The organism is Ruegeria sp. H7 (genome assembly GCF_056532945.1).
In genome coordinates this window covers 733,500-754,269 of sequence record NZ_JBQFNZ010000002.1, presented here as the reverse complement: position 1 = coordinate 754,269, position 20,770 = coordinate 733,500, and the positions used below count along the sequence as shown (strand labels likewise).

The 20,770-nt window shown below is 59.9% G+C and carries 21 protein-coding genes; 10 read left to right on the top strand and 11 right to left on the bottom strand.

Features of this window, described 5'->3' with window-relative positions; genetic code table 11:
• Nucleotides 1–76: 76 nt before the first annotated feature.
• Complete coding sequence (locus tag ACR0AC_RS08805; protein ID WP_170630139.1) at nt 77–868, top strand: FAD binding domain-containing protein; 792 nt, start codon at nt 77–79, stop codon at nt 866–868.
• Between the two features lie 47 nt (nt 869–915).
• Here the strand turns inward: ACR0AC_RS08805 and ACR0AC_RS08800 are convergent, their stop codons facing one another.
• Nucleotides 916–1,815, bottom strand: a complete 900-nt coding sequence (locus tag ACR0AC_RS08800; protein WP_480872836.1) for a MurR/RpiR family transcriptional regulator — start codon at nt 1,813–1,815, stop codon at nt 916–918.
• Nucleotides 1,816–1,904: 89 nt separating this feature from the next.
• Between ACR0AC_RS08800 and ACR0AC_RS08795 the strand changes: the two genes are divergently transcribed.
• Complete coding sequence (locus ACR0AC_RS08795; RefSeq protein ID WP_480872834.1) at nt 1,905–2,666, top strand: beta-keto acid cleavage family enzyme; 762 nt, start codon at nt 1,905–1,907, stop codon at nt 2,664–2,666.
• Nucleotides 2,663–3,985 (top strand): aspartate aminotransferase family protein, encoded by a 1,323-nt coding sequence (locus ACR0AC_RS08790; protein WP_170450986.1) that lies wholly within the window; start codon nt 2,663–2,665, stop codon nt 3,983–3,985. Before ACR0AC_RS08795 ends, ACR0AC_RS08790 begins: the two co-directional genes overlap by 4 nt.
• A gap of 8 nt (nt 3,986–3,993) precedes the next feature.
• On the opposite strand, the gene ACR0AC_RS08785 is transcribed toward ACR0AC_RS08790, so the two are convergent.
• From ACR0AC_RS08785 to cobA, 8 genes are all read right to left on the bottom strand, one after another.
• Nucleotides 3,994–5,235, bottom strand: a complete 1,242-nt coding sequence (locus ACR0AC_RS08785) for an aromatic ring-hydroxylating oxygenase subunit alpha (protein WP_170450984.1) — start codon at nt 5,233–5,235, stop codon at nt 3,994–3,996.
• A gap of 110 nt (nt 5,236–5,345) precedes the next feature.
• Nucleotides 5,346–5,807, bottom strand: coding sequence for a translation initiation factor IF-3 (infC, locus tag ACR0AC_RS08780; RefSeq protein WP_480582217.1), 462 nt, complete (start codon nt 5,805–5,807; stop codon nt 5,346–5,348).
• Between the two features lie 245 nt (nt 5,808–6,052).
• Complete coding sequence (locus ACR0AC_RS08775) at nt 6,053–6,904, bottom strand: ferredoxin--NADP reductase (RefSeq protein WP_480872832.1); 852 nt, start codon at nt 6,902–6,904, stop codon at nt 6,053–6,055.
• A 106-nt stretch (nt 6,905–7,010) separates the two neighbouring features.
• On the bottom strand, nt 7,011–7,418 hold the full coding sequence (locus ACR0AC_RS08770; protein ID WP_170450979.1) for a DUF934 domain-containing protein: 408 nt from the start codon (nt 7,416–7,418) through the stop codon (nt 7,011–7,013).
• A complete protein-coding gene (locus tag ACR0AC_RS08765) occupies nt 7,415–8,176 on the bottom strand; it encodes a phosphoadenylyl-sulfate reductase (RefSeq protein ID WP_170450977.1) in 762 nt (253 codons plus the stop codon). Before ACR0AC_RS08765 ends, ACR0AC_RS08770 begins: the two co-directional genes overlap by 4 nt.
• Complete coding sequence (locus tag ACR0AC_RS08760; protein ID WP_480872830.1) at nt 8,166–9,830, bottom strand: nitrite/sulfite reductase; 1,665 nt, start codon at nt 9,828–9,830, stop codon at nt 8,166–8,168. The genes ACR0AC_RS08765 and ACR0AC_RS08760 overlap by 11 nt, the downstream gene beginning before the upstream one ends.
• Before the next feature lie 67 nt (nt 9,831–9,897).
• Complete coding sequence (locus tag ACR0AC_RS08755) at nt 9,898–10,212, bottom strand: DUF2849 domain-containing protein (protein ID WP_170450972.1); 315 nt, start codon at nt 10,210–10,212, stop codon at nt 9,898–9,900.
• The gene (gene cobA / locus ACR0AC_RS08750) at nt 10,212–10,988 is read right to left on the bottom strand and encodes a uroporphyrinogen-III C-methyltransferase (RefSeq protein ID WP_480625958.1); all 777 of its coding nucleotides are present in this window, start codon (nt 10,986–10,988) and stop codon (nt 10,212–10,214) included. Before cobA ends, ACR0AC_RS08755 begins: the two co-directional genes overlap by 1 nt.
• 144 nt (nt 10,989–11,132) lie before the next feature.
• Here cobA and ACR0AC_RS08745 point away from each other — a divergent pair, with 144 nt between their 5' ends.
• Nucleotides 11,133–11,612, top strand: coding sequence for an Lrp/AsnC family transcriptional regulator (locus tag ACR0AC_RS08745; RefSeq protein WP_170518306.1), 480 nt, complete (start codon nt 11,133–11,135; stop codon nt 11,610–11,612).
• A 148-nt stretch (nt 11,613–11,760) separates the two neighbouring features.
• Here ACR0AC_RS08745 and ACR0AC_RS08740 read toward each other — a convergent pair whose 3' ends face one another.
• Nucleotides 11,761–12,942: a cytochrome P450 gene (locus ACR0AC_RS08740; RefSeq protein WP_480872827.1), complete on the bottom strand. Its 1,182-nt coding sequence runs from the start codon at nt 12,940–12,942 to the stop codon at nt 11,761–11,763.
• A 47-nt stretch (nt 12,943–12,989) separates the two neighbouring features.
• Between ACR0AC_RS08740 and ACR0AC_RS08735 the strand changes: the two genes are divergently transcribed.
• From ACR0AC_RS08735 to ACR0AC_RS08710, 6 genes are all read left to right on the top strand, one after another.
• Nucleotides 12,990–14,723, top strand: coding sequence for a sensor histidine kinase (locus tag ACR0AC_RS08735; protein WP_480872824.1), 1,734 nt, complete (start codon nt 12,990–12,992; stop codon nt 14,721–14,723).
• Nucleotides 14,720–15,949 carry a sigma-54-dependent transcriptional regulator gene (locus tag ACR0AC_RS08730; RefSeq protein WP_480872822.1) on the top strand — a complete coding sequence of 410 codons (1,230 nt, stop codon included), beginning with the start codon at nt 14,720–14,722 and terminating at the stop codon, nt 15,947–15,949. Before ACR0AC_RS08735 ends, ACR0AC_RS08730 begins: the two co-directional genes overlap by 4 nt.
• 368 nt (nt 15,950–16,317) lie before the next feature.
• Entirely contained in the window at nt 16,318–17,319 is a 1,002-nt protein-coding gene (locus ACR0AC_RS08725) for a DctP family TRAP transporter solute-binding subunit (RefSeq protein WP_170621739.1), read from the top strand.
• Between the two features lie 114 nt (nt 17,320–17,433).
• A complete protein-coding gene (locus ACR0AC_RS08720; protein WP_170450960.1) occupies nt 17,434–18,111 on the top strand; it encodes a TRAP transporter small permease in 678 nt (225 codons plus the stop codon).
• Nucleotides 18,111–19,487 carry a TRAP transporter large permease gene (locus ACR0AC_RS08715; protein ID WP_170450958.1) on the top strand — a complete coding sequence of 459 codons (1,377 nt, stop codon included), beginning with the start codon at nt 18,111–18,113 and terminating at the stop codon, nt 19,485–19,487. The genes ACR0AC_RS08720 and ACR0AC_RS08715 overlap by 1 nt, the downstream gene beginning before the upstream one ends.
• A 140-nt stretch (nt 19,488–19,627) precedes the next feature.
• Complete coding sequence (locus tag ACR0AC_RS08710; RefSeq protein ID WP_480625962.1) at nt 19,628–19,939, top strand: DMT family transporter; 312 nt, start codon at nt 19,628–19,630, stop codon at nt 19,937–19,939.
• A gap of 15 nt (nt 19,940–19,954) precedes the next feature.
• On the opposite strand, the gene tpiA is transcribed toward ACR0AC_RS08710, so the two are convergent.
• The gene (gene tpiA, locus ACR0AC_RS08705; protein ID WP_170450954.1) at nt 19,955–20,704 is read right to left on the bottom strand and encodes a triose-phosphate isomerase; all 750 of its coding nucleotides are present in this window, start codon (nt 20,702–20,704) and stop codon (nt 19,955–19,957) included.
• Nucleotides 20,705–20,770: the final 66 nt, after the last annotated feature.

Genomic DNA, 20,770 nt, shown 5'->3' with positions numbered 1-20,770 from the left:
GCCAGCCCCTCGCCCTCCCCGGGATATTTATAGCCAGATGAAGGGCGGATCCGCGCCTTTCGGAAAGGAAGACGAAATGTACAATTTCGAGTTTGAGAAGCCCTCGACCATCGCTGATGCGGTTGCTGCGTTAGGGTCTGAAGATGCGCAGGCGCTGGGGGGTGGGCAGACGCTGATTCCGACCCTCAAGCAGCGGTTGGCTGCGCCGTCGAAACTGGTGTCGATGAGCGGGATTGCCGAGATGCAGGGGGTTTGCATCGAGGATGACGGCTCGGTCGCGATTGGCGGGGCGACACCGCATGCGGTGGTGGCGCGCGAGGCTGCGGGAAACTATCCGGCGCTGGCGGCGCTGGCGGGTCAGATCGGTGATCCGGCGGTGCGCAATCGCGGTACCCTTGGCGGGTCCATCGCCAATAATGACCCGGCGGCGTGTTATCCGGCAGGTGTGCTGGGATCGGGCGCGACGGTCGTGACCAATACGCGCCAGATCGGGGCGGATGATTTCTTTGACGGTATGTTCAGCACGGCGCTGGATGAGGGTGAGATCATCACATCGGTCCGGTTCCCGGTGCCGCAGGCGGCGAGTTATCAGAAGTTCCTGCAACCTGCCTCGCGCTTTGCCCTGGTCGGTGTGTTTGTGGCGCGGTTCTCGGATGGTGTCCGTGTTGCCGTAACGGGGGCCAGCGAGGACGGTGTGTTCCGGTGGTCCGAGGCCGAGGCGGCGCTGAACACTGCGTTCCGTCCTGATGCGTTGATGGATCTGAAGGTCAACCCGATGAACATGATTGCCGATCTGCATGGCAGCAAGGAATACCGGGCGCATCTGGTTGGAGTAATGACCAAGCGCGCCGTTGAAGCCTGTATGTGAAGCAGGCAGGTTTTTCTGGAAAGCCCCGGCCTGTGCGCCGGGGCTTTTTATGTGCTGCGTATTCTGGGCAGTTTCGGGGCCTGCCAATAGGCGCCTGTATCCTCGCGAGCCTTTTCATAGGCTTCGACCCGGCGGCGGGCGTCCTCGCCACCTGCGGCGAAGAGATGGCTGAGAAGGCATTCCAGCACGGCCATGGCCCCGGAAAAGCTGGAGAAATGGTGCATGGACCGCGTGCTGATCTGTAAGCTGACATCGGGTCGCAATCCCGGCGCGATCACGTCGCTGTCCGAGATCAGGATGATCCGGACCCCTTTGTCTGCCGCAAAGCGCATGGTGCGGATGGTTTCTGCCGAATAGGGCCGCACGGTCATGGCCAGCAGGCAATCGTTGCTGTCCGCGTCTAGCAGATCGTCAGTGGCAGAGCCCATATGCCGTGGCACCAGTTGCAGGCCGGGATGGGCCATGCGGCCTGCGTAGTGGAAATAGTAAGCCAGGGCGTAACTGGCCCGCGTCGCGGTGATGAAACAGCGCTGCGCGTTCAGAATAAGGTTGGTCGCGTCCTTGACGTCGCCGGGGTCCATCAACCGCAGTGATCTTGTAACCACATTCAACTCGTTGCGGGCGAAATCGGCCTGGGCTGCGCTGAACGGCCCGTCTGTCCCTTGGCGTGACAGCCAGTCCTGATGCAGGCGATCCTCTCCGTCCGTGACCAGAGCTTGCCGGAACGGGTGGCGGAAGGCGTCGTAGCCGTCAAACCCCATACGCTGGGCAAGGCGCACAAGGACGTTTGAACTGACGCCGATCTTCTCGGCTGTGACGCGGATCGGGTCGAGGCCAAAGTCGCCGGGATGGTCGATCACGTATTTGGCCGCCGCCTGCAATTGCGCCGGCATGTGGTCGATCTCGTGTCTGAGAGCGTTGGTCAACTGGTTGAGGGTGTCGGTCATGGTGTGAAAGAAAACATATGTTTTTAAATTATCCAATTGAAAACGTCCGAGGCATGGATAGATCGGCTGTGTGTTTGACGGAGCAACCGATGACCGACCTGCCAAAGCAACCTTACATCCTTGTCGCACCCAATGGCGCGCGGCGCGGGCATGTGGATCACCCGCACCTGCCAGTTACCCTGAAAGAGACGGTCCAAACCGCGCGGGCGTGTCGTGAGGCTGGGGCAGATGGCTTGCATCTTCATATTCGGGATGCGCACGGGCAACATTCGCTGGATGCAGGGCGGTATCTCGAAGCCGTCGCGGAACTGAAAAAGCAGGTGCCCGATCTTGACATTCAGATCACGACCGAGGCTGCGGGCATTTATGGCGTCGATGCCCAGTATGGGTGTTTGCGACAGGTGCGGCCCGGTTGGGCATCGGTCTCGGTGCGTGAGATCGCGCGGGCGCCCGAGATGGCGGATCGTGTCTATGGGCTGTGTCAAGATCAGGGGACGCGCGTTCAGCATATTCTGTATGATGCTGAGGATGCGGCATTGCTGACCGAATGGCAGCGCGCAGGCATTGTCCGGGACGGGCAGGAGGATCGCCTTTTGGTGCTGGGACGCTATTCGACCGGTCAGGTGTCGTCGCCCGAAGATCTTGATCAGTTCCCGCAGGATCGCTCACCTTGGATGGTGTGCGCCTTTGGGCCGCGTGAACATGCGTGCTTGCATAAGGCCGCGCAGCGCGGCGGTGATCTGCGGGTCGGGTTCGAAAACAGCCTGACGAATTCTGACGGTCAGCCATGGGCTGACAATGCGGCGTCGGTTGCGGCGCTGGTGTCTTTGATCAAGGGAGTTTCGAAATGAGCCATGTTTTTCCGCGCCACACCAAGGCTGCTCTTCCCGTCGCGGCGGGGGGCGAGGGGTGTTACCTGATTGATGCCGATGGCAAACGCTATCTGGATTGTGGCGATGCGGCGGTGTCCTGTTTGGGGCATTCCAATCCTGCCGTTATCGAAGCGGTTCAAAAGCAGGTCGAACAGATTGCCTTTGCGCATAGCGGGTTCATGACCTCGGAACCTGCCGAGGCGCTGGCGGATTTGCTGATCGAGCATGCTCCGGGTGATCTGGATCGGGTGTATTTTGTCTCGGGCGGGTCCGAAGCGACCGAGGCCGCGATCAAGCTGGCCCGGCAATACTACCTTGAGATCGGCCAGCCCGAGCGCCGCCACGTGATCGCACGGCGGCAAAGCTATCACGGCAATACGCTAGGGGCTTTGTCGGCGGGCGGCAATGCCTGGCGGCGGGCACAATTTGCGCCGATGCTGATCGAGATGACCCATATCGCGCCCTGCTATGAATATGCCGAGAAGCCCGAGGGTGAGAGCAGTTTTGACTACGGCCAACGTGTCGCCAATGAGTTGGAGGCCGAGATTCTGCGGCTTGGTCCCGAAACGGTCATGGCGTTCATGGCCGAGCCGGTTGTCGGGGCGACGCTGGGCGCTGTTCCGGCGGTGGACGGGTATTTCAAGCGCATTCGTGAAATCTGCGATCAGTACGGTGTGCTGTTGATCCTGGATGAGGTCATGTGCGGCATGGGGCGGACCGGGCATCTGTTTGCCTGCGATCATGACGGGGCGGCACCTGATATTCTATGTATCGCCAAAGGGTTAGGGGCTGGCTATCAACCGATTGGCGCGATGCTGTGCACGGGCAGGATCTATGAGGCCATTCAGAACGGCTCTGGCTTCTTTCAGCACGGGCATACCTATATCGGCCATCCGGTGGCCACGGCGGCGGCTTTGGCGGTTGTTAGCGAACTGACCGGGCGAGATCTTCCCGCGCGCGCCGGTGTGATGGGTGAGAAACTGCAATCGGCGCTGGAAGCTGCCTTTGGCCAGCACCCGAATGTGGGCGATATTCGCGGGCGTGGCCTGTTCCGGGGGATCGAACTGGTTGCGGATCGGGACAGCAAGACCCCGTTCGATCCGGCGCATGGTGTGGCCGGAAAGATCAAGAAGGCGGCAATGGCCGAGGGGCTGATCTGCTACCCGATGTCGGGAACCCGCGACGGCAAGAGCGGCGATCACATCCTGCTGGCACCGCCCTTCATCATCGAAGAGCCGCAGATTGACGAGTTGGTTTCAAAACTGGCGAAAGCCATCGATGCGACGCTTCCGGTCTGAAAAAGGGGTCAGAGGGCCGTGTTCTGCATGGCCTTCTGATAATGCGCGTTGAATGCCATGATCGGATGCTCTGACTGAGACGAGCAGGCATTGTCCACCACCAGTGCGCCGTGACCGATGGCACCGCTTTCCAATCCGCGTTGCACCGAATCCACAATCGGGCCGTCCTCGGCAAAGGTGGTGGTGCGGTGTTGCAGGATGATCTCGCGCTCGACCGTGTTGGGGGTGGCGTCGGGCAGCCACCAGTCGACCTCGATCTTGGTGGAGTTTACGCTCAGCGGTTTCCAGCGATAGGTGTTCACGATGCCACCGGGATAGACCTGCAGCGCGAACAGGGGAAAGAACCACCAGGTCAAGAATTTGTCCGTGCGCGCAGCGGGGTCCGCCACATACTCATAGGATTTCTGGGAATCCGGCCGGGCCGGGCTGGCGTGGCGAATGCCGTAATCGTGACCGCGCGTCTGGTATTGATCCGGGTCGACAACGCCTGTGGTCAGGGTCTTGTGCACCACCGCGCAGTGGTAGCATTCGTTGAAATTCTCGGCCACGACCTTCCAGTTCGCACTGGCCAAGCGTTCCGTGCGATCGGCGCGCTGGTAGGTGGGCAGGTTGGGGGCATAGTCCGAAATCTCGCCAAGCGCCTCCTGTGCCAGTTCGGCCATCGGGCGTGCATCCGCATCCAGATTGACCAGGATCAGCCCAAAAAAGACCTCAATCCGCACCGGGCGCAGTTTGTACTGGCTTTTGTCGAACCCGGGAAAGGCAGTGGCATTTGGGGCGGCGCGCAGCTGACCGGTCGTGTCGTAGGTCCAGGCGTGATAGGGGCAGGTCATCTTTTTGGCGCAGCCCTTGCCATTTAGCAATTCATGCCCGCGATGCACGCAGACATTGTAGAAAGCGCGGATTTCACCATCCTGACCCCGGACCACAATCACCGAGATGCCGCTGATATCCTCGACTACGTAATCCCCAAGGTTGGGCAGGTCGGTTACATGGCCAACCAGTTGCCACGCGCGTCTGAATATGCGGCTGCGTTCGGTGGCAAACACGGCCTCGTCGCAATAGGCCTGCGATGGAAGCGACTGATAAACGCCGCCGGCAAAAGACATTTCACCCATCGTAGCCTCCCAAGGATCCGTCGCATTCGGATTGAGCCAAACCCCGATCCACATCTTTCCGGATTGCGCCAAGGCGGCGTCGAAATCAGAGCGTCTGAAATCGACCAGTTGTCGCTTTCCGGCTTTCAGCATGTGCGGATTATCTCGATGGGATGCAAATCGCGTTCTATGACGTTCAGGTGAACGAAAAAACCCTGCCAGATCGTCTCTGACAGGGTTCGAATTGGGATTGCTTGCAGGGACTATTTCTGCGGTAGCGGGCCGATCATCATGATCATCTGACGGCCTTCCATCTTCGGCATGTTCTCGACCTTGCCGATATCCTTGATGTCTTCGGCAACGCGTTCCAGCAGTTCACGCCCCAGGTTCTGGTGCGCCATCTCACGACCGCGGAACCGCAGGGTGACTTTGACCTTGTCGCCCTTTTCCAGAAACTTGAAGACGTTCTTCATCTTGACGTCATAATCATGCGTGTCGGTGTTGGGCCGGAACTTGACCTCTTTCACCTCGATGATCTTTTGTTTCTTGCGGGCCTCGGCTTCGCGCTTTTGCGTTTCGTACTTGTACTTGCCAAAGTCCATAATCTTGCAGACCGGCGGATTCGCGTTGGGCGAGATCTCGACCAGATCGAGGCCGGCATCGGCGGCAAGTTGCATGGCTTTGGCGGGATGAACCACCCCGACATTTTCACCTTCAGCACCAATCAGGCGGATTTCGGGGGCACGGATTTTGTCGTTGACGCGCGGTCCGGTATCTCTCTGCGGCGGCGCGTTGTGGGGTCTGCGAGCTATGGGTTCATTCCTTTGATGATTGCAGAATTTCGAGCCCGGAATTTAGACCGGGCCGGGCAGCGTTTCAAGCAGCATAAACGCCTGTAAGTCGGAAATTCCCGTGAATTATCGCGGGAATCGGCTGGCCGGGTCAGGAAAGGCCCAGCCAGCCGTGTCGATCAGCCGACAAATGCCTTTTCGATCACGAATTCCTTGGGTTCCGAGTTTGCGCCCTCGCGCAGGCCGAACTCTTCCAGGATTTCCTTGATGTCCAGGTTGAAGGCCAGCGAGCCGCAGACCATCGCGCGGTCGGTTTCGGGCTTGATGCCGCCTTCGATGCCCAGATCGGCAAACACGGTGCCGTCTTTCAGCAGTTCCGTAATGCGGCCCATCTTGGGGCTCTCTTCCCGCGTTGTTGTCGGGTAGTAGCGGATCTTGTCGGCAAAGCCTTCGCCCATCAGTTCGGCCAGCAATTCGTCCTGACGAATGCTTTCAATCAGCTGGCGGCCATATTCCAACTCGGCCACTTGGCGGCAGGTGTGGGTGATGATGACCTCATCATAGTCCTCATAGGTCTGCGGCTCGCGCAGCAGCGAGGCAAATGGCGCAAAGCCGGTGCCGGTGGCAAAGAACCACAGACGTTTGCCGGGCAGCAGGGCATCATGCACCAGCGTGCCGACGGGCTTGGGCCGCAGGATGATCTGATCGCCGGGTTTGATATGCTGCAGCTTCGAGGTCAGCGGGCCGTCCTGCACCTTGATCGAGTAAAACTCCAGCTCTTCATCCCACGAAGGCGAAGCAATCGAATAGGCGCGCAGCAGAGGTTTCTGACGCCCGGTTTTGGGGTCGGGGTCGCCCATCAGGCCGATCATCACAAACTCGCCCGAGCGGAACCGCAGCGTCGCAGGGCGCGACACTTTGAACGAGAACAGGCTGTCGGTCCAATGCTTCACATCGGTCACAGTCTGCGCGTCGGGCAGTACGGGGGCCTTTACGGCGGTTGCTTCACTCACGGGTTTCATCTCTGTCATCGTTTCACTGCCGGTGAGGTAAACCGACATCTCCGTTTAATCTTTGATCCAAGTCAGGAAAAGGGGACAGTTTGCCCCCTTCCTTCACAAGCTGGCGATGGCGGTCTTAACCGCGCAGGCGGGCCTGGTAGTTGTTCTCTTTCCAGTCGGCGCGGGCCAGCCACTGATCTTCGGGCTGACGGGTCGCCAGGGCGTTGTCGATTTCAACCTCGTCAAACCCGCTACGGCGGGCCATGGCGTATTGGTCGGCCAGAACGTGCCCCTTGGCGCGCAGACGTCCGGTAAAGCCTTTCAGGCGCAGCACGCGCGCGATGGTGAACCCACGCCCATCCGCCGAGGACGGAAAGTCCACGCGTACCATTTTTGCGCTGCCCAGACGGTCAATCAGCTCATCCGGGTCGGTGTCCGAGGCCACATCCAGCGCCACAACATCATTCGCGGCGTCTTCCAGGGTCACAAAGCCGTCGGTCCAGTCGTCGGGGGCGAACCCCTCATCCGTTACGATTACGTTCATGTTTTCTCTCCGGCGCGCACCATCTTGCCATCGACAAAATGGATGCCGCATTCTTCCTTGTTCTGGTCGCGCCAGCGCCCGGCGCGGGGGTCTTCGCCCTCTTTGACCGGCGAGGTGCAGGGCGCACAGCCGATCGATGGGTATCCTTTGGCCACCAGCGGATGCCGGGGCAGGTTGTTTTCTTCCATATAGGCGCGCACATCTTCGGGCGCCCAATGGGCCAGCGGGTTCACCTTGATCCGGCCTGTTCCGTCCTCGACCTCGAAGAAATCGAGCGCGGCGCGGGTACCGGACTGGAATCTCTTGCGCCCGGTAATCCAGCCGCAATACCCGGTCAATGCCTGTTGCAGCGGGAAGGTCTTGCGCAGGTTGCAGCACGCATCCGTATCCCGCAGGCGCAGCGCGCCATAGGGGTCTTCCCGCTGAATCTCCTGATCATCCGCGCGGATGATCTGAACGTTTTTCAGGCCCAGACGCTCGCTGACCTCCTGCTGGTATTCCAGCGTTTCGGTGAACAGCATCTGCGTATCCACAAACAGCACAGGGGTCATCTTGTCGACCACCGCCGCCATATGCAGCAGCACCACCGATTCCGCCCCAAAGCTTGAGACCAGAGCAAGCTCGTCGATCTCTTCGATTGCGCCATGCATGACATCATGGGCGCTGTGGTGGCGGAACCGGTTGTTCAGCGCGTCAACCTTGTCGGTCAGTTCGCGCCTGTCTGCACCCAATTCCGTCTGGATAAGGTCAAGCGGCATTCGCCTGAGCCTCGGGGTAGAGGGCCGCCTTGAACGGAGCCATACCGACGCGGCGATATGTTTCCAGGAAGGTTTCTTCGGCGCTCTCACGCTGGTTCAGATAGGTGTCCACGATGCGTTCGACCGCTGGCACGATCTCGTCATAGGCAAAGCCCGGACCGGTGCGGTCGCCAACGGCGGCCGTTTCGGTCGCGTCACCACCCAGCGTGATCTGGTAGTTTTCGACGCCAGCGCGGTCCAGACCAAGGATGCCGATATGGCCCACATGGTGGTGACCACATGCGTTGATGCAGCCCGAGATCTTGATCTTCAGGTGGCCAATATCGTGCTCCAGCTTCAGCTCGTCAAACCGGGTCGCGATTTCCTGCGCAACCGGGATCGAGCGGGCCGTCGCCAGCGCGCAGTAATCCATGCCGGGGCAGGCGATGATGTCGCTGATCAGGCCGATATTGGCTGTGGCCAGTTCGTATTCTTTAAGCTTGGCATGGATCGCGGGCAGGTCCGATTTGTGGACATGCGGCAGGATCACGTTCTGCTCATGGCTGATACGCAGCTCGTCATAGGCGAACTCTTCGGCCAGATCGGCCATCACGCGCATCTGCTCAGCCGTTGCATCACCCGGCGTTGCGCCGTGCTTTTTGATCGAGATCGTGACAATCGCGTGGTCCGCGTTCTTGTGCGGCGCGATGTTGGTATCGACCCACGAGCGGAATACCGGATCATTGGTATAGGCGCTTTCAAACGACGCAACCGAACCTTCGCGGAAGGCGGGGGCAGCAAAGTGGCCCTTGATTTCTTCCAGCAGCGCCATGTCGGCACCTTTGAACTGCGGGCGAACCTGCAGGAAGCGCTCGTTGACCTTGGCGCGGATGGCGTCGATGCCGTGTTCATGCACGGTGATCTTGATACGCGCCTTGTATTTGTTGTCGCGGCGGCCGATCTGGTTCCACACGGAAACGGTGGCCTCGAGATAGGCCAGCAGGTCGTCAAAGGCGACGAATTCGGACAGTTCCTTGCCGATCATCGGGGTCCGGCCCAGGCCGCCGCCCACGATGACGCGGGCACCCAGAACGCCGTCACGCTCGACCAGTTGCAGGCCGATGTCATGCGCCTTGATCACGGCGCGGTCATTTTCGCTGCCGGTGATGGCGATCTTGAACTTGCGCGGCATGAACTGGAACTCGGGGTGGTCGGTGGACCACTGGCGCAGCAGTTCTGCATAGGGGCGCGGGTCGGCGATCTCATCCGCGGCGGCACCGGCGAAATGCTCGGCGGTCACGTTGCGGATCGTGTTGCCTGAGGTCTGGATGGCGTGCATCCCAACTTCGGCCAGCGCGTCCAGCATATCCGGCACGTCGTTCAGTTTCGGCCAGTTATACTGGATGTTCTGACGGGTGGTGAAATGGCCATAGCCCTTGTCCCACTTCTCGGCCAGCAGCGCCAGTTGGCGCATCTGCGCGCTGTTCAGCGTGCCGTAGGGAATGGCGACCCGCAGCATATAGGCGTGCAGTTGCAGATAAAGGCCATTCATCAGGCGCAGGGGTTTGAATTCATCTTCGGTCAGCGAGCCGTCAATACGACGCTCGACCTGTGCGCGGAACTGTTTGTTGCGCTCTGCCAGGAATGCTGTGTCGAACTCGGAGTAGCGATACATATCTAGCTGTCCTTAGTTGCAGCCCCGAACTTTGGGGCCTTTTGGGGAGAGGAAGAGGGGCCGGAAGTCAGGCCCGGGGCTGCGTTTCAGTTTCCTGCTTGCCATGGGCATAGTTCGAGGGCCCGGTGCGGCGGAACTCCTCGCGGAAATGGGTGGGTTCGGGGCCGTTTGCGCCAGCGGCTGCATCGGCAAGATAGGCACCAACGATCTTGTTGGCTTGGCGGGCGGCGTCCAGCAGACGGACCTGCGCGTGGGCTTCATCGGTGATCAGCTCGGCCTCGGACAGATCGCGCGACCAGCGGTCATCCTCGGTCTGGTAGATCACGTCGCCTTCCAGCAGGTCATTTGCAGTGACAACTTTAGGGGTAAAAGCGCGGGCCATCAGGCAAGCTCCTTATTGAATTCGGTCAGGGCCTCGGCCGCTTGGCGCGGGGCAAGGCCATAGAATGTCAGAACCGGGCCGTCCATTTCGGCGGCGCTCAGGTCGGTGGGCAGTTGATCGAGTGTGCTTGCCACAACGCGCTGATCCGGGCGCGAGGCATTTTCGATCAGTGTTACGGGGGTGGCGCGGTCCGCGCCGTGCATGATCAGGCGACCCTGGATGAAACGGGCGGATTTCTTGCCCATGTAAATCGCGGCAACCGATCCCTCGCGCGCCAGAGCGGTCCAGTCGTGATCGGCGAAACCCTTCATGTCATGCCCTGTCAGAAACCGGACCGAGGAATTGCGCCCACGCCGGGTCAGGCTTTGACCGATGCCCGCAACGGCTGCAGAGGCCGCAGTGATGCCGGGAACGATGCGCCACGAGATACCAGCAGCCTCAACCGCTTCGATTTCCTCGTCCAGCCGCCCAAACACGGTGGGGTCGCCGGATTTCAGACGCACAACGCGGTTGCCTTTCAGGGCATAATCGACCAGCAGTGCGTCAATATCGGCTTGCTTCCATGACGGGCCGAACCCAGCCTTGCCAACATCCACCAGATGCGCGCTTTGCCCGGCAAGGGTCAGGACGTCTTCGCCGATGAGACGGTCATGCAGAACGACATCCGCGCGCTCAAAGGCTTTCAGGGCCTTGAGCGTCAGCAATTCCGGATCACCGGGACCAGCGCCGACAAAGTCGACATGTCCTGTGCGTCCTGTTTCGTTCGTAAGCTGCATCAGATCGTCCAGAGCTTGGTTTGACTTGCCCTACAATATAGGAAATATTCCCACCAAACCGCCATATCGCGGAATAAATAAGAACGTGCGTCTTCTTAAGCGACCTGTTTGGGACGAGCGTTTCGAAACTGAAGGAAAAATGGAATGTCGGTGCGGATAGACGATACGGATCGGAAAATTCTGGCTGAGCTGCAGCGCGATGCCAGCCAGTCGCTGGACGAAATAGCAGCCCGGGTCGGCAGTTCCAAGACCCCGGTTTGGAATCGAATCCGCAAGCTCAAAAGCGCCGGAATCATTGGTCAGCAAACGGTATTGCTGGACGCCGAAGCGCTGGGGTTCGAGGCCACTTTTTTTGTTCTGATCCGCACATCCGAGCACGAAGCCGACTGGCAGCGTAAGTTCCTGAAAGCCCTTCGGGATCAACCCGAAGTGCAAGAGGCACACCGACTGGCAGGGGACATCGACTATATTCTGAAAGTACGGGTTAAAAATGCCCGCGCCTATGATCAGTTTTACCAGTCTCTGATATCAGAGGTTCGTGTCCACAACGTCACCGCATTGCTGTCAATGGAAGAGATCAAGTCCACGACCATGCTTCCCTTGAACGCCTTGGCCAGCACCTAAGGGGGTTGGGGGCGCTGCCCCCGCCGCCCCTGTCGGGGCGACTCCCCCGGGATATTTCCAGCCAGATGAACAGGGGATCCAGACTTCATCTGGCTAAAAATATCCCCGCCGGAGGCATCGCGCGGAACGCGCGATTTGATTTTAGGCTTCAGGCCAGAACCATTAGGTGTTCAAGGCCGTGAAAATGGTAGCTGTCCGAGTATGTTGGCGGCTCGGTCAGGTGCAGATTGGGGCATCTGTCGAACAGGATGGGCAGAGCGATGCGCATCTCGAGCCGGGCCAGGGGCGCGCCAACGCAAAAGTGCAGGCCGCCGCCAAAGCTTGAGTTTGTTTTGACCGGACGCTTTGGATTGAAGATATGCGGGTCCGGCCATGCCTCGGGGTCCCGGTTGGCGGCACCCAGCAACAGCGCAACCTGATCGCCGCGTTTGAAGGAATGGCCAAAAACCTCAACCTCTTCATAGGCATAGCGGGTGAACATATGCAGGGGCGGATCGAAGCGCAGGATCTCTTCCACAGTGCCATCGATTGCATCCGGCCCGAGGGTACTGCTGCCCAGACCGCATTGAAGAAGGGTTTTTACACCATTCCCAAGTGAGTGGACCGTCGCCTCATGCCCTGCATTGAGCAGTAAGATGCAGGTGGCGATCAGTTCATCGGTTGACAGCCTGTCGCCTTCTTCTTCTGCCGCAATCAGGCGGGTGATCAGGTCGTCACGCGGGTCGGTGCGTCGTTGTTGGATGTAACCGTCTAGAAAGGCGGTGAAATCCTGTGCGGATTGCGCTGCGTTCTGTTCAGTCTCTGACGTGCGGCTTGCCTGATACATCGCGACCATGTCGTGGGACCATCTGAGCAGGTCGGGGGACATGCTTTCGGGCACCCCCAGCAGGCGGCAGATCGTTATGACAGGAACTTGCGTGCAATAGGCATCCAGTAAGTCGAAGGGCCGGTCCGGAAACTGATCAATCAAGTCATGGCACAGGGTTTCGATCGACGGGGCCAAGGCGGCAATGGCGCGCGAGGTGAAGGCCCGTGTGACCAAAGCCCTCAGCCGCGTGTGGCGGGGTGGTTCAGTCTCAAGCAGCGAATGAGCCTCGACCGCCAGCCACGGGGCCAGGTGATCCGGGCCGGGTTTTGCAAGCTCAGCCGGGATTTCGCGACCAAATCGGCGGTCGCGCAACAGCGCGTGGACCGCCTTGTGCGAAACGGCGGCGACCATGTTGTAGTCGCTCCAATAAACCAGATCCCCATGCGCGCGGGCTGTGTCATAGAACGGATAGGGGTCCTGAACGAAACCCGGATCGGTCGGAGGTTGAGAGACGGTCTTCATGCGGCGCAGACTTGCCATCAGGCGGCGTGAATGCAAGACCCTATGTCATGCAAAGGTTTTGGGTCATTTGCGGTTTCCTGATCGCGGTCGGTTTATTGTCGGCAGGTGTCTGGTCCTACGGGTATCGGCAGGCGCTGTCGCAGCTGAGCGAAAAGGCCGAAGCCGATCTGGAACTGGCCGCCGACCGGCTGAGCACTCAGATGCAGGTCTATCAGGAGCTTGCGGTTCTGATGGCGGGTCATCCAACGCTGGCCGCGCTGGAAACGTCCCAGCAGCAGCAAGACGCGCGCAAGGTGCTTTTGGATGTGGCCGACAAGACGGCTGCGGTCAACATGATGTATCTGGATCGAACTGGCCGCGTTCTGGCTTCGGCCCAGCCGGTTGCGCAGCGCAGCATGGCGGGGCATCCGGCGTTTGAACGTGCATTGCAAGGCGCGATGGGAAGTGCGCATGGTGTCGAAACCGAAAGCGGAAACAGGATCTATTCCTACGCGGCCCCGGCTTTTGGCCCGGCCGGGCAGGTCGTAGGGGCCTTGATGGTGTTCGCCGATGTGCAGGATGTCGAACAGACCTGGCGCGGCAGTACCGAAGCGGTTTTCTTTGTTGATCACAACGGCGTCGTCTTTATCTCGAACCGGTCCGACCTGTTGTTCTGGTACCGCGCGGACGGGCAGCGGGGGTTGACGCCGCCCGAGGGCGCGCCGGTCGATTTCGCCTCGTCCTGGGTTGGCGGGCACGAGTTATGGCGGTTGAACTGGGGCCGTTACCTGCCGCAGCACGCGCTGCATCTGACGCTTGATCTGCCGGTGATCGACATGACCGCCGAGGTGCTGGTGGATGTGGCCCCGGCGCGGCGGTTGGCCGGGTTGCAGGCGGCGGCGGTGGCCGCGATCTGTCTGGCCTTTGGCGCCTTGCTGTTTCTAGCCACCGAGCGGCGGCGGACCTTGGCCGAAGCCAATGCCGTGCTTGAAGGCCGCGTGGCAAAGCGAACACGGGACCTGACGACAGCCAACACGGCCCTGCGGCGCGAAGTGGCTGAGCGGCAGGAGGCGGAAGCCGCCTTGAAGCAAGCTCAGGCGGATTTGGTGCAGGCCGGTAAGCTAAGCGCATTGGGTCAGATGTCGGCGGGCATCAGTCACGAATTGAACCAGCCCTTGATGGCCATTCAACAGTTCGCCGACAATGGCGCAGCCTTCATGGAGCGGGGGCAGGGTGAAAAGGCCGGGAAAAACCTTGGCCGTATCTCGGAAATGGCCGCGCGCATGGCGCGGATCATCAAGAACCTGAGGGCCTTTGCGCGAAATGAAAGCGAGCCTATGGGCAAGGTCGATCTGGTTCAGGTGATCCAATCGGCGATTGAACTGACAGAGGCAAGATTGCGTGAAGAAGGGGTAACGTTGGACTGGACCCCACCGACCCATCCGGTGAATGCGTGGGGCGGTGAGGTTCGTTTGGCGCAGGTCTTTGTAAACCTGATCAACAACGCCATCGACGCGATGAGCGGGCAGGAAGACAAGCGTATCGTGATCGAGATTGAAACCGGAGATCGCGTTGTTGTGGCGATACGCGACAGCGGGCCGGGCATCGAAGACCCCGACAAATTGTTCGAGCCGTTTTATACCACCAAATCCGTCGGCTCGTCAGAAGGCATGGGGCTGGGCCTGTCGATTTCTTACGGGCTGGTGCAGAGCTTTGGCGGCAATATTCGCGGTGCGAACGCCGAAAACGGCGCGGTATTCACTGTCGAGCTTGAGTATTTCAGGGAGGAAGAGGTTGCATGACGCGCAGGGTCCTTCTGGTCGATGACGATGCCGCCGTGCGCGAAGCACTGGCGCAGACTCTGGAATTGGCCGAATTCACGCCTGTTCCGGCAGGATCCTTTGTTGCGGCAAAGGATCATATCCGGGCGGATTTTCCCGGTGTCATCGTCTCGGACATTCGGATGCCGGGGCGTGACGGTTTTCATCTTCTGACCTATGCGCGCGATGTGGACCCCGAACTGCCGGTGATCCTGTTGACCGGTGAGGGGGATATCCCGATGGCGGTGCAGGCCATGGGGCAGGGGGCGTTTGATTTTCTGGAAAAGCCCTGCGCGGCCTCGGATCTGTTGGCGGTGCTAGAACGCGCTTTTGCGCAGCGGTCGCAGGTCATGGAAAAACGCGCACTGAAGTCGGAGCTTGAGCGCGGCGATCCCGCAGCGCGTCTGTTGTTCGGCCTGTCACCACAGGCCGAGGCGTTGCGCGAGCGGGTGCGAAACGTCGCCCCAACCGGGGCCGAGGTTTTGGTGACCGGGCCGCCGGGCAGCGGGGTGTCCAAGGTGGCCGAAGTTGTGCATCTGATGTCTCCTGTTGCACAGGGTCCCTTTGTGAAGCGCGCGGGATCCGCGTTGACTGCTGAGGAGCTACTGCAAGGGTGCGAGGATGCTGCGGGTGGGTCCTTGTTTCTGGATGAGATCTCGGCAATGCCGCAGGCCACGCAATATGCGGCTCTGGAACGGATTGAACAGGGCACGGATGCCCGGATCCTTGCAGGGACAACGGCGGATCTGGCCGCGCTGTCGGACGAGGGGCGTTTCAACGCCGATCTGTTCTATCGTCTGGACGTGATGCAGGTGCGCATTCCGTCTCTGGCCGAGCGGCCCGAGGATATCCCGGTCATCTTTCGTCACTATGTGGCGCAAGCCGCCGAACAGGCCGGTATCCCCGAGCCCGAGATCACCTCGGACCATCTGGCGTCGTTGATGGCGCGCGATTGGCCGGGGAATGCACGGTCGTTGATGTCTGCAGCGATGCGGTTTGTGTTGGGGATGCCCGAGGATGTCGCTCAGGCCGCGGAACTTGGGTTGAGCGATCAGATGGCGCGGGTCGAACGGTCGTTGTTGATTGCGGCTTTGGGGCGGCACAATGGCAAAGCCTCGGACGCGGCAAAGGCACTGAAACTGCCGCGCAAGACGTTTTATGACAAGCTGGCGCGGTATCAGATCCGCCCCGAGGATTATCGCAGATAAGCAGACGCTCCCGCCAGTTTTGCCCGCATTTTCATGCGATCAAAGCTGTTGGGCCGGGCAGCCCGCTGGCGCGGGCTGCGGTGGGCGCGGTGGGGCAAAGGGATTGATTCTGGACCGATGATTCGAAAACCGTGCGGATTTCCGCACATCTTGGTTTTCCGCTGTGCGGATTTCCGCACACCCTTGGCTGGGTGATAAAATACGTGCCTGAAAGGTATAATTTAAGTATCGGTTATTATTATATAAATAACGACCCTTCATCCCCGGAATCAAAACGTTGTGCGGTAAGATTTGATTCGCTTCACTGCCCGGCATGCGGTGCCCCTGTGGCATCTGATGGAATGTTTTGAAGTCTGGGAGGAGAACAGATGAGAGTTTTGACAACAGCCGCGACGGCTCTGGCATTGGCGGTAACCGCCTCGGCGGGTATTGCGGCGTGCGACGACGGTGAAATCGTCGTCAAGTTCGCGCATGTGACGAACACCGACAAGCATCCGAAAGGTATCGCTGCCTCGCTGCTGGAACAGCGTGTAAATGACGAGATGAACGGCGTGATGTGTATGGAGGTCTATCCGAACTCGACCCTCTACAATGACGACAAGGTGCTTGAGGCGATGCTGCAAGGCGACGTGCAACTGGCCGCGCCGTCGCTGTCGAAGTTTGAGAAGTTCACCAAACAGTTCCGCCTGTTCGACCTGCCGTTCATGTTCAAGAACATCGATGCCGTGGACGCGTTCCAGGCCTCGGCCGATGGTCAGGCGATGAAGGACAGCATGCAGCGCCGTGGCCTGCAGGGGTTGGCCTTCTGGCACAATGGCATGAAGCAGATGTCGGCGAACAAGCCGCTGGTTGATCCGTCGGATGCGGATGGTCTGAAATTCCGGGTGCAGTCCTCGGACGTGCTGGTTGCGCAGATGGAAGCGATCGGTGGCAGCCCGCAGAAGATGGCGTTCTCGGAAGTCTATGGCGCGCTGCAACAGGGCGTTGTGGACGGGCAGGAAAACACCTGGTCGAACATCTACGGCAAGAAGTTCTTCGAGGTGCAGGACGGCATTACCGAGACCAATCACGGCATCATCGATTATCTGGTCGTGACCTCGGTGGATTGGCTGGACAGCCTGGACCCCGAGGTGCGTGACCAGTTCATGACCATCATGGACGAAGTGACCGAAACCCGGAACAAGGAAGCCTTTGCCGTGAATGAAGCAGCCAAAGCGTCGATCACCGACGCGGGTGGTATCATTCGTGAACTGAACCCCGAACAGCGTCAGGCCTGGGTTGATGCGATGAAGCCCGTCTGGGATCAGTTCGCCGGTGACGTGGGGCAGGACAAGATCGACGCCGCACAGGCCATCAACGCCGGGTTCTGATCCGGTCAGGCCGCGCGTCCGGGGACTGGGGAGTTAACGACGCGCGGCCTTGGCGGGCCGCTTCAAAGGCCCGCCGCAAGTTACTCTCATCACGAAAAATGCGGGGACAGAAAGATGTCTGGTGCGAAATCCGGCCCGGCTGGGCTGGTCGACCATATCGAAGAGACCGTGATTGCATTGCTGCTGGGCCTGATGACGGCCGTGACCTTTGCCAATGTGATCGCCCGGTTCTTTTTTAACTCGAACATTCTTTGGGCGCTGGAACTGACGGTGTTCATGTTCGGCTGGCTTGTGCTGCTGGGCGCGTCATATGCGGTCAAGAAACACGCTCATCTGGGGGTCGATGCGATCCTGAACATGCTGGCCCCCGCGCCGCGTCGGATCCTGGCGCTGATCGCCGTGGCCTGTTGTCTGGTGTTCTCGCTGCTGTTGCTCAAGGGTGCCTATGATTACTGGGCGGTATTTGCTGACCTGCCGCCCACATCGGGTCGCTGGTTCCCGACCGGGTTCAATTTCGACGCCCGCAGCCAGAGTTTCTATGAAGTTGACGATATTCCGATGATCGCACCGCTGCGGTTCCTGGAAGACCTGATCAACTATGGCGAATATTACGAGAAACTGCCCAAGGTCGTTCCGTATTTCATCCTGCCTTTGTCGATGCTGCTGCTGGTGATCCGCTTTGCGCAGGTTGCCCTGCAGATTTGGCGCGGTGAAACGGACCGTCTGGTCGCCAGCCACGAGGTTGAGGACGAGATCGAAGAAGTGCGCGCGCAGCAGGGAGGACATGACTGATGGACGTTGTACTTCTCTTCTCGATGGTCATCGGCCTGCTGCTGATCGGGGTTCCAATTGCGGTAGCGCTTGGCCTTAGTTCGACCCTGTTCCTGCTGATCTATTCCGACAGTTCGCTGGCTTCGGTCGCGGGCACGCTGTTCGAGGCGTTCGAGGGACACTTTACCCTGCTGGCGATCCCGTTCTTCATTCTTGCCTCGTCCTTCATGACCACGGGTGGGGTGGCACGGAGGATCATCCGGTTCTCGATTGCGTGCGTGGGGCATCTGCCCGGTGGTCTGGCGATTGCGGGTGTCTTTGCCTGTATGCTGTTTGCTGCGTTGTCCGGGTCGTCCCCGGCGACCGTTGTGGCCATCGGCTCTATTGTCATCGCCGGAATGCGTCAGGTGGGTTATTCCAAGGAATTCGCCGCCGGTGTGATCTGTAACGCGGGGACGTTGGGCATCCTGATCCCGCCCTCGATCGTGATGGTTGTCTACGCGGCAGCCGTTGAGGTCTCGGTCGGGCGGATGTTCCTGGCGGGTGTCATTCCGGGCCTGATGGCTGGTCTGATGCTGATGATCACCATTTACGTGATGGCCAAGGTCAAGAACCTGCCCAAAGGCGACTGGAAAGGCTGGGGCGAGATTTTCACCTCGGCGCGCGAGGCGGGTTGGGGTCTGTTCCTGATCGTGATCATTCTGGGCGGCATCTATGGCGGCATCTTCACCCCGACCGAGGCCGCAGCGGTGGCCGCTGTTTACGCCTTCCTGATCGCCAGCTTTGTCTACAAGGACATGGGGCCGCTCAGCACGGAAGAGGGGACAGCGAATATTCCGCTGTTCAAGAAACCGCATGCTCTGGTCACCGCGTTCTTTCACCCTGACACCAAGCACACGCTGTTCGAGGCGGGTAAACTGACCGTCACGCTGCTGTTCGTGATCGCCAACGCGCTGATCCTGAAACATGTGTTGACCGACGAGCAGGTCCCGCAACACATTGCCGAGGCGATGTTGTCTGCCGGTTTGGGTCCGGTGACCTTCCTGATCGTGGTCAACGTGATCCTGCTGATCGGCGGTCAGTTCATGGAACCTTCAGGGCTGCTGGTCATTGTCGCCCCGCTGGTCTTCCCGATTGCCATCGAGCTGGGCATCGATCCGATCCATCTGGGCATCATCATGGTGGTGAACATGGAAATCGGGATGATCACGCCTCCGGTCGGGTTGAACCTGTTCGTGACGTCCGGCGTGGCAGGCATGCCGATGATGAGCGTCGTGCGGGCTGCGTTGCCGTTCCTGGCGGTGCTGTTCGTCTTCCTGATCATGGTGACGTATATCCCGTGGATTTCGACCTTCCTGCCGAACTCGGTCATGGGGCCTGAGATCATAACGAACTAGCGAATTTGTGGCCGGGCGGCGCGTGTTGCCCGGCCACACACTTGAACCCGGGGCAGGGATGCCTATCTCGGGGTCAGAGGACGACCTCCCCACCACGGGCAGATCATGCGGGACGACCCGCGTTGATAAGGGGTCACCTCATGGCATGGATCATGCTTGTTTTTGCCGGAATTCTCGAAATTGTCTGGGCGGGTGCGATGAAGCAATCCGCTGGTTTCACGCGGCTTTTGCCAACTGCGATCATGGGCGTTTCCATGATCGGCTCGTTTGGGTTGCTGTCACTGGCGATGCGGGATCTGCCGCTGAGCACCGCCTATACGATCTGGGTCGGCATAGGCGCGGTTGGTGCGTTTCTGGTGGGCGTCACGGTGCTGGGTGAGGCGCTGACGCCCATGCGCCTTCTGGCAGCGGCGTTGATCATTGCCGGGATCGTGACGATGAAGCTGGCCTGATTGTGCTGCCCCGGCTCAGATGCCTTCCAGCGCCTCGATGATGCCCGAGAAATCCGCAGCTTTCAGGCTGGCCCCGCCGACCAGCGCGCCGTCTACATTCGAAACACCGAAAATTTCGGCCGCATTGGACGGCTTGACCGAACCGCCATATAGCAACCGGACCGAGCGGCCGACGCCCTCGCCAAACCGGCGTTCCAGACGGGCGCGGATGAAATCGTGGACCTCACCGATTTCTTCCAGCGTCGGAACCTTGCCGGTTCCGATGGCCCAGATCGGTTCGTAAGCGACGATCAGGTTCTCGCCGGTTGACTGGTCCGGGATCGAGCCCGACATCTGCCCGCCGATGATGTCCAATGTGTTGGCGGCCTCGCGCTGTTCAAGGCTTTCGCCGACGCAGATGATCGCCTTCAGCCCTTGATCCATGACCGATCTGGCCTTGGCGCGCACGTCTTCGTTCTGCTCGCCATGATCCACGCGCCGTTCCGAATGGCCCAGAATGACTGCCGTGGCACCGGCGTCTTGCAGCATCTCGGCGCTGACATCACCTGTATGCGCGCCCGAGTGTTCTGCGTGGCAGTCCTGCCCGCCGACCGAGACGCCAGTACCCTCAACCATCTCGGCGGCGCGGTGCAGCAGGGTGGCCGAGGGACAGATCAGAATATCGACCGAAGGCGAGGGGTGCTTGGCCGTAAGTTGCTTAAGCTCGGCAAGCGCTGCGCCGGTTCCGTTCATTTTCCAGTTTCCAGCCGCCAGCTTGCGCCGCATATCGAACTCTCCCTGCGAATTTGGTCGTTTGGGCCATCGGATAGCATCGATGATCGGACCTTACAA

Excerpts from the sequence above, each read along its gene's own strand:
- tpiA (WP_170450954.1), bottom strand. The coding sequence starts at position 20,704 with ATGCGGCGCAAGCTGGCGGCTGGAAACTGGAAAATGAACGGAACCGGC.
- ACR0AC_RS08710 (WP_480625962.1), top strand. The coding sequence starts at position 19,628 with ATGGCATGGATCATGCTTGTTTTTGCCGGAATTCTCGAAATTGTCTGG.
- ACR0AC_RS08805 (WP_170630139.1), top strand. The coding sequence starts at position 77 with ATGTACAATTTCGAGTTTGAGAAGCCCTCGACCATCGCTGATGCGGTT.
- ACR0AC_RS08800 (WP_480872836.1), bottom strand. The coding sequence starts at position 1,815 with ATGACCGACACCCTCAACCAGTTGACCAACGCTCTCAGACACGAGATC.
- ACR0AC_RS08735 (WP_480872824.1), top strand. The coding sequence starts at position 12,990 with ATGCAAAGGTTTTGGGTCATTTGCGGTTTCCTGATCGCGGTCGGTTTA.
- ACR0AC_RS08730 (WP_480872822.1), top strand. The coding sequence starts at position 14,720 with ATGACGCGCAGGGTCCTTCTGGTCGATGACGATGCCGCCGTGCGCGAA.
- ACR0AC_RS08760 (WP_480872830.1), bottom strand. The coding sequence starts at position 9,830 with ATGTATCGCTACTCCGAGTTCGACACAGCATTCCTGGCAGAGCGCAAC.
- ACR0AC_RS08775 (WP_480872832.1), bottom strand. The coding sequence starts at position 6,904 with ATGACAGAGATGAAACCCGTGAGTGAAGCAACCGCCGTAAAGGCCCCC.
- ACR0AC_RS08715 (WP_170450958.1), top strand. The coding sequence starts at position 18,111 with ATGGACGTTGTACTTCTCTTCTCGATGGTCATCGGCCTGCTGCTGATC.
- cobA (WP_480625958.1), bottom strand. The coding sequence starts at position 10,988 with ATGCAGCTTACGAACGAAACAGGACGCACAGGACATGTCGACTTTGTC.
- ACR0AC_RS08795 (WP_480872834.1), top strand. The coding sequence starts at position 1,905 with ATGACCGACCTGCCAAAGCAACCTTACATCCTTGTCGCACCCAATGGC.
- ACR0AC_RS08785 (WP_170450984.1), bottom strand. The coding sequence starts at position 5,235 with ATGCTGAAAGCCGGAAAGCGACAACTGGTCGATTTCAGACGCTCTGAT.
- ACR0AC_RS08765 (WP_170450977.1), bottom strand. The coding sequence starts at position 8,176 with ATGCCGCTTGACCTTATCCAGACGGAATTGGGTGCAGACAGGCGCGAA.
- ACR0AC_RS08790 (WP_170450986.1), top strand. The coding sequence starts at position 2,663 with ATGAGCCATGTTTTTCCGCGCCACACCAAGGCTGCTCTTCCCGTCGCG.
- ACR0AC_RS08745 (WP_170518306.1), top strand. The coding sequence starts at position 11,133 with ATGTCGGTGCGGATAGACGATACGGATCGGAAAATTCTGGCTGAGCTG.
- ACR0AC_RS08720 (WP_170450960.1), top strand. The coding sequence starts at position 17,434 with ATGTCTGGTGCGAAATCCGGCCCGGCTGGGCTGGTCGACCATATCGAA.
- ACR0AC_RS08755 (WP_170450972.1), bottom strand. The coding sequence starts at position 10,212 with ATGGCCCGCGCTTTTACCCCTAAAGTTGTCACTGCAAATGACCTGCTG.
- ACR0AC_RS08770 (WP_170450979.1), bottom strand. The coding sequence starts at position 7,418 with ATGAACGTAATCGTAACGGATGAGGGGTTCGCCCCCGACGACTGGACC.
- ACR0AC_RS08725 (WP_170621739.1), top strand. The coding sequence starts at position 16,318 with ATGAGAGTTTTGACAACAGCCGCGACGGCTCTGGCATTGGCGGTAACC.
- ACR0AC_RS08740 (WP_480872827.1), bottom strand. The coding sequence starts at position 12,942 with ATGAAGACCGTCTCTCAACCTCCGACCGATCCGGGTTTCGTTCAGGAC.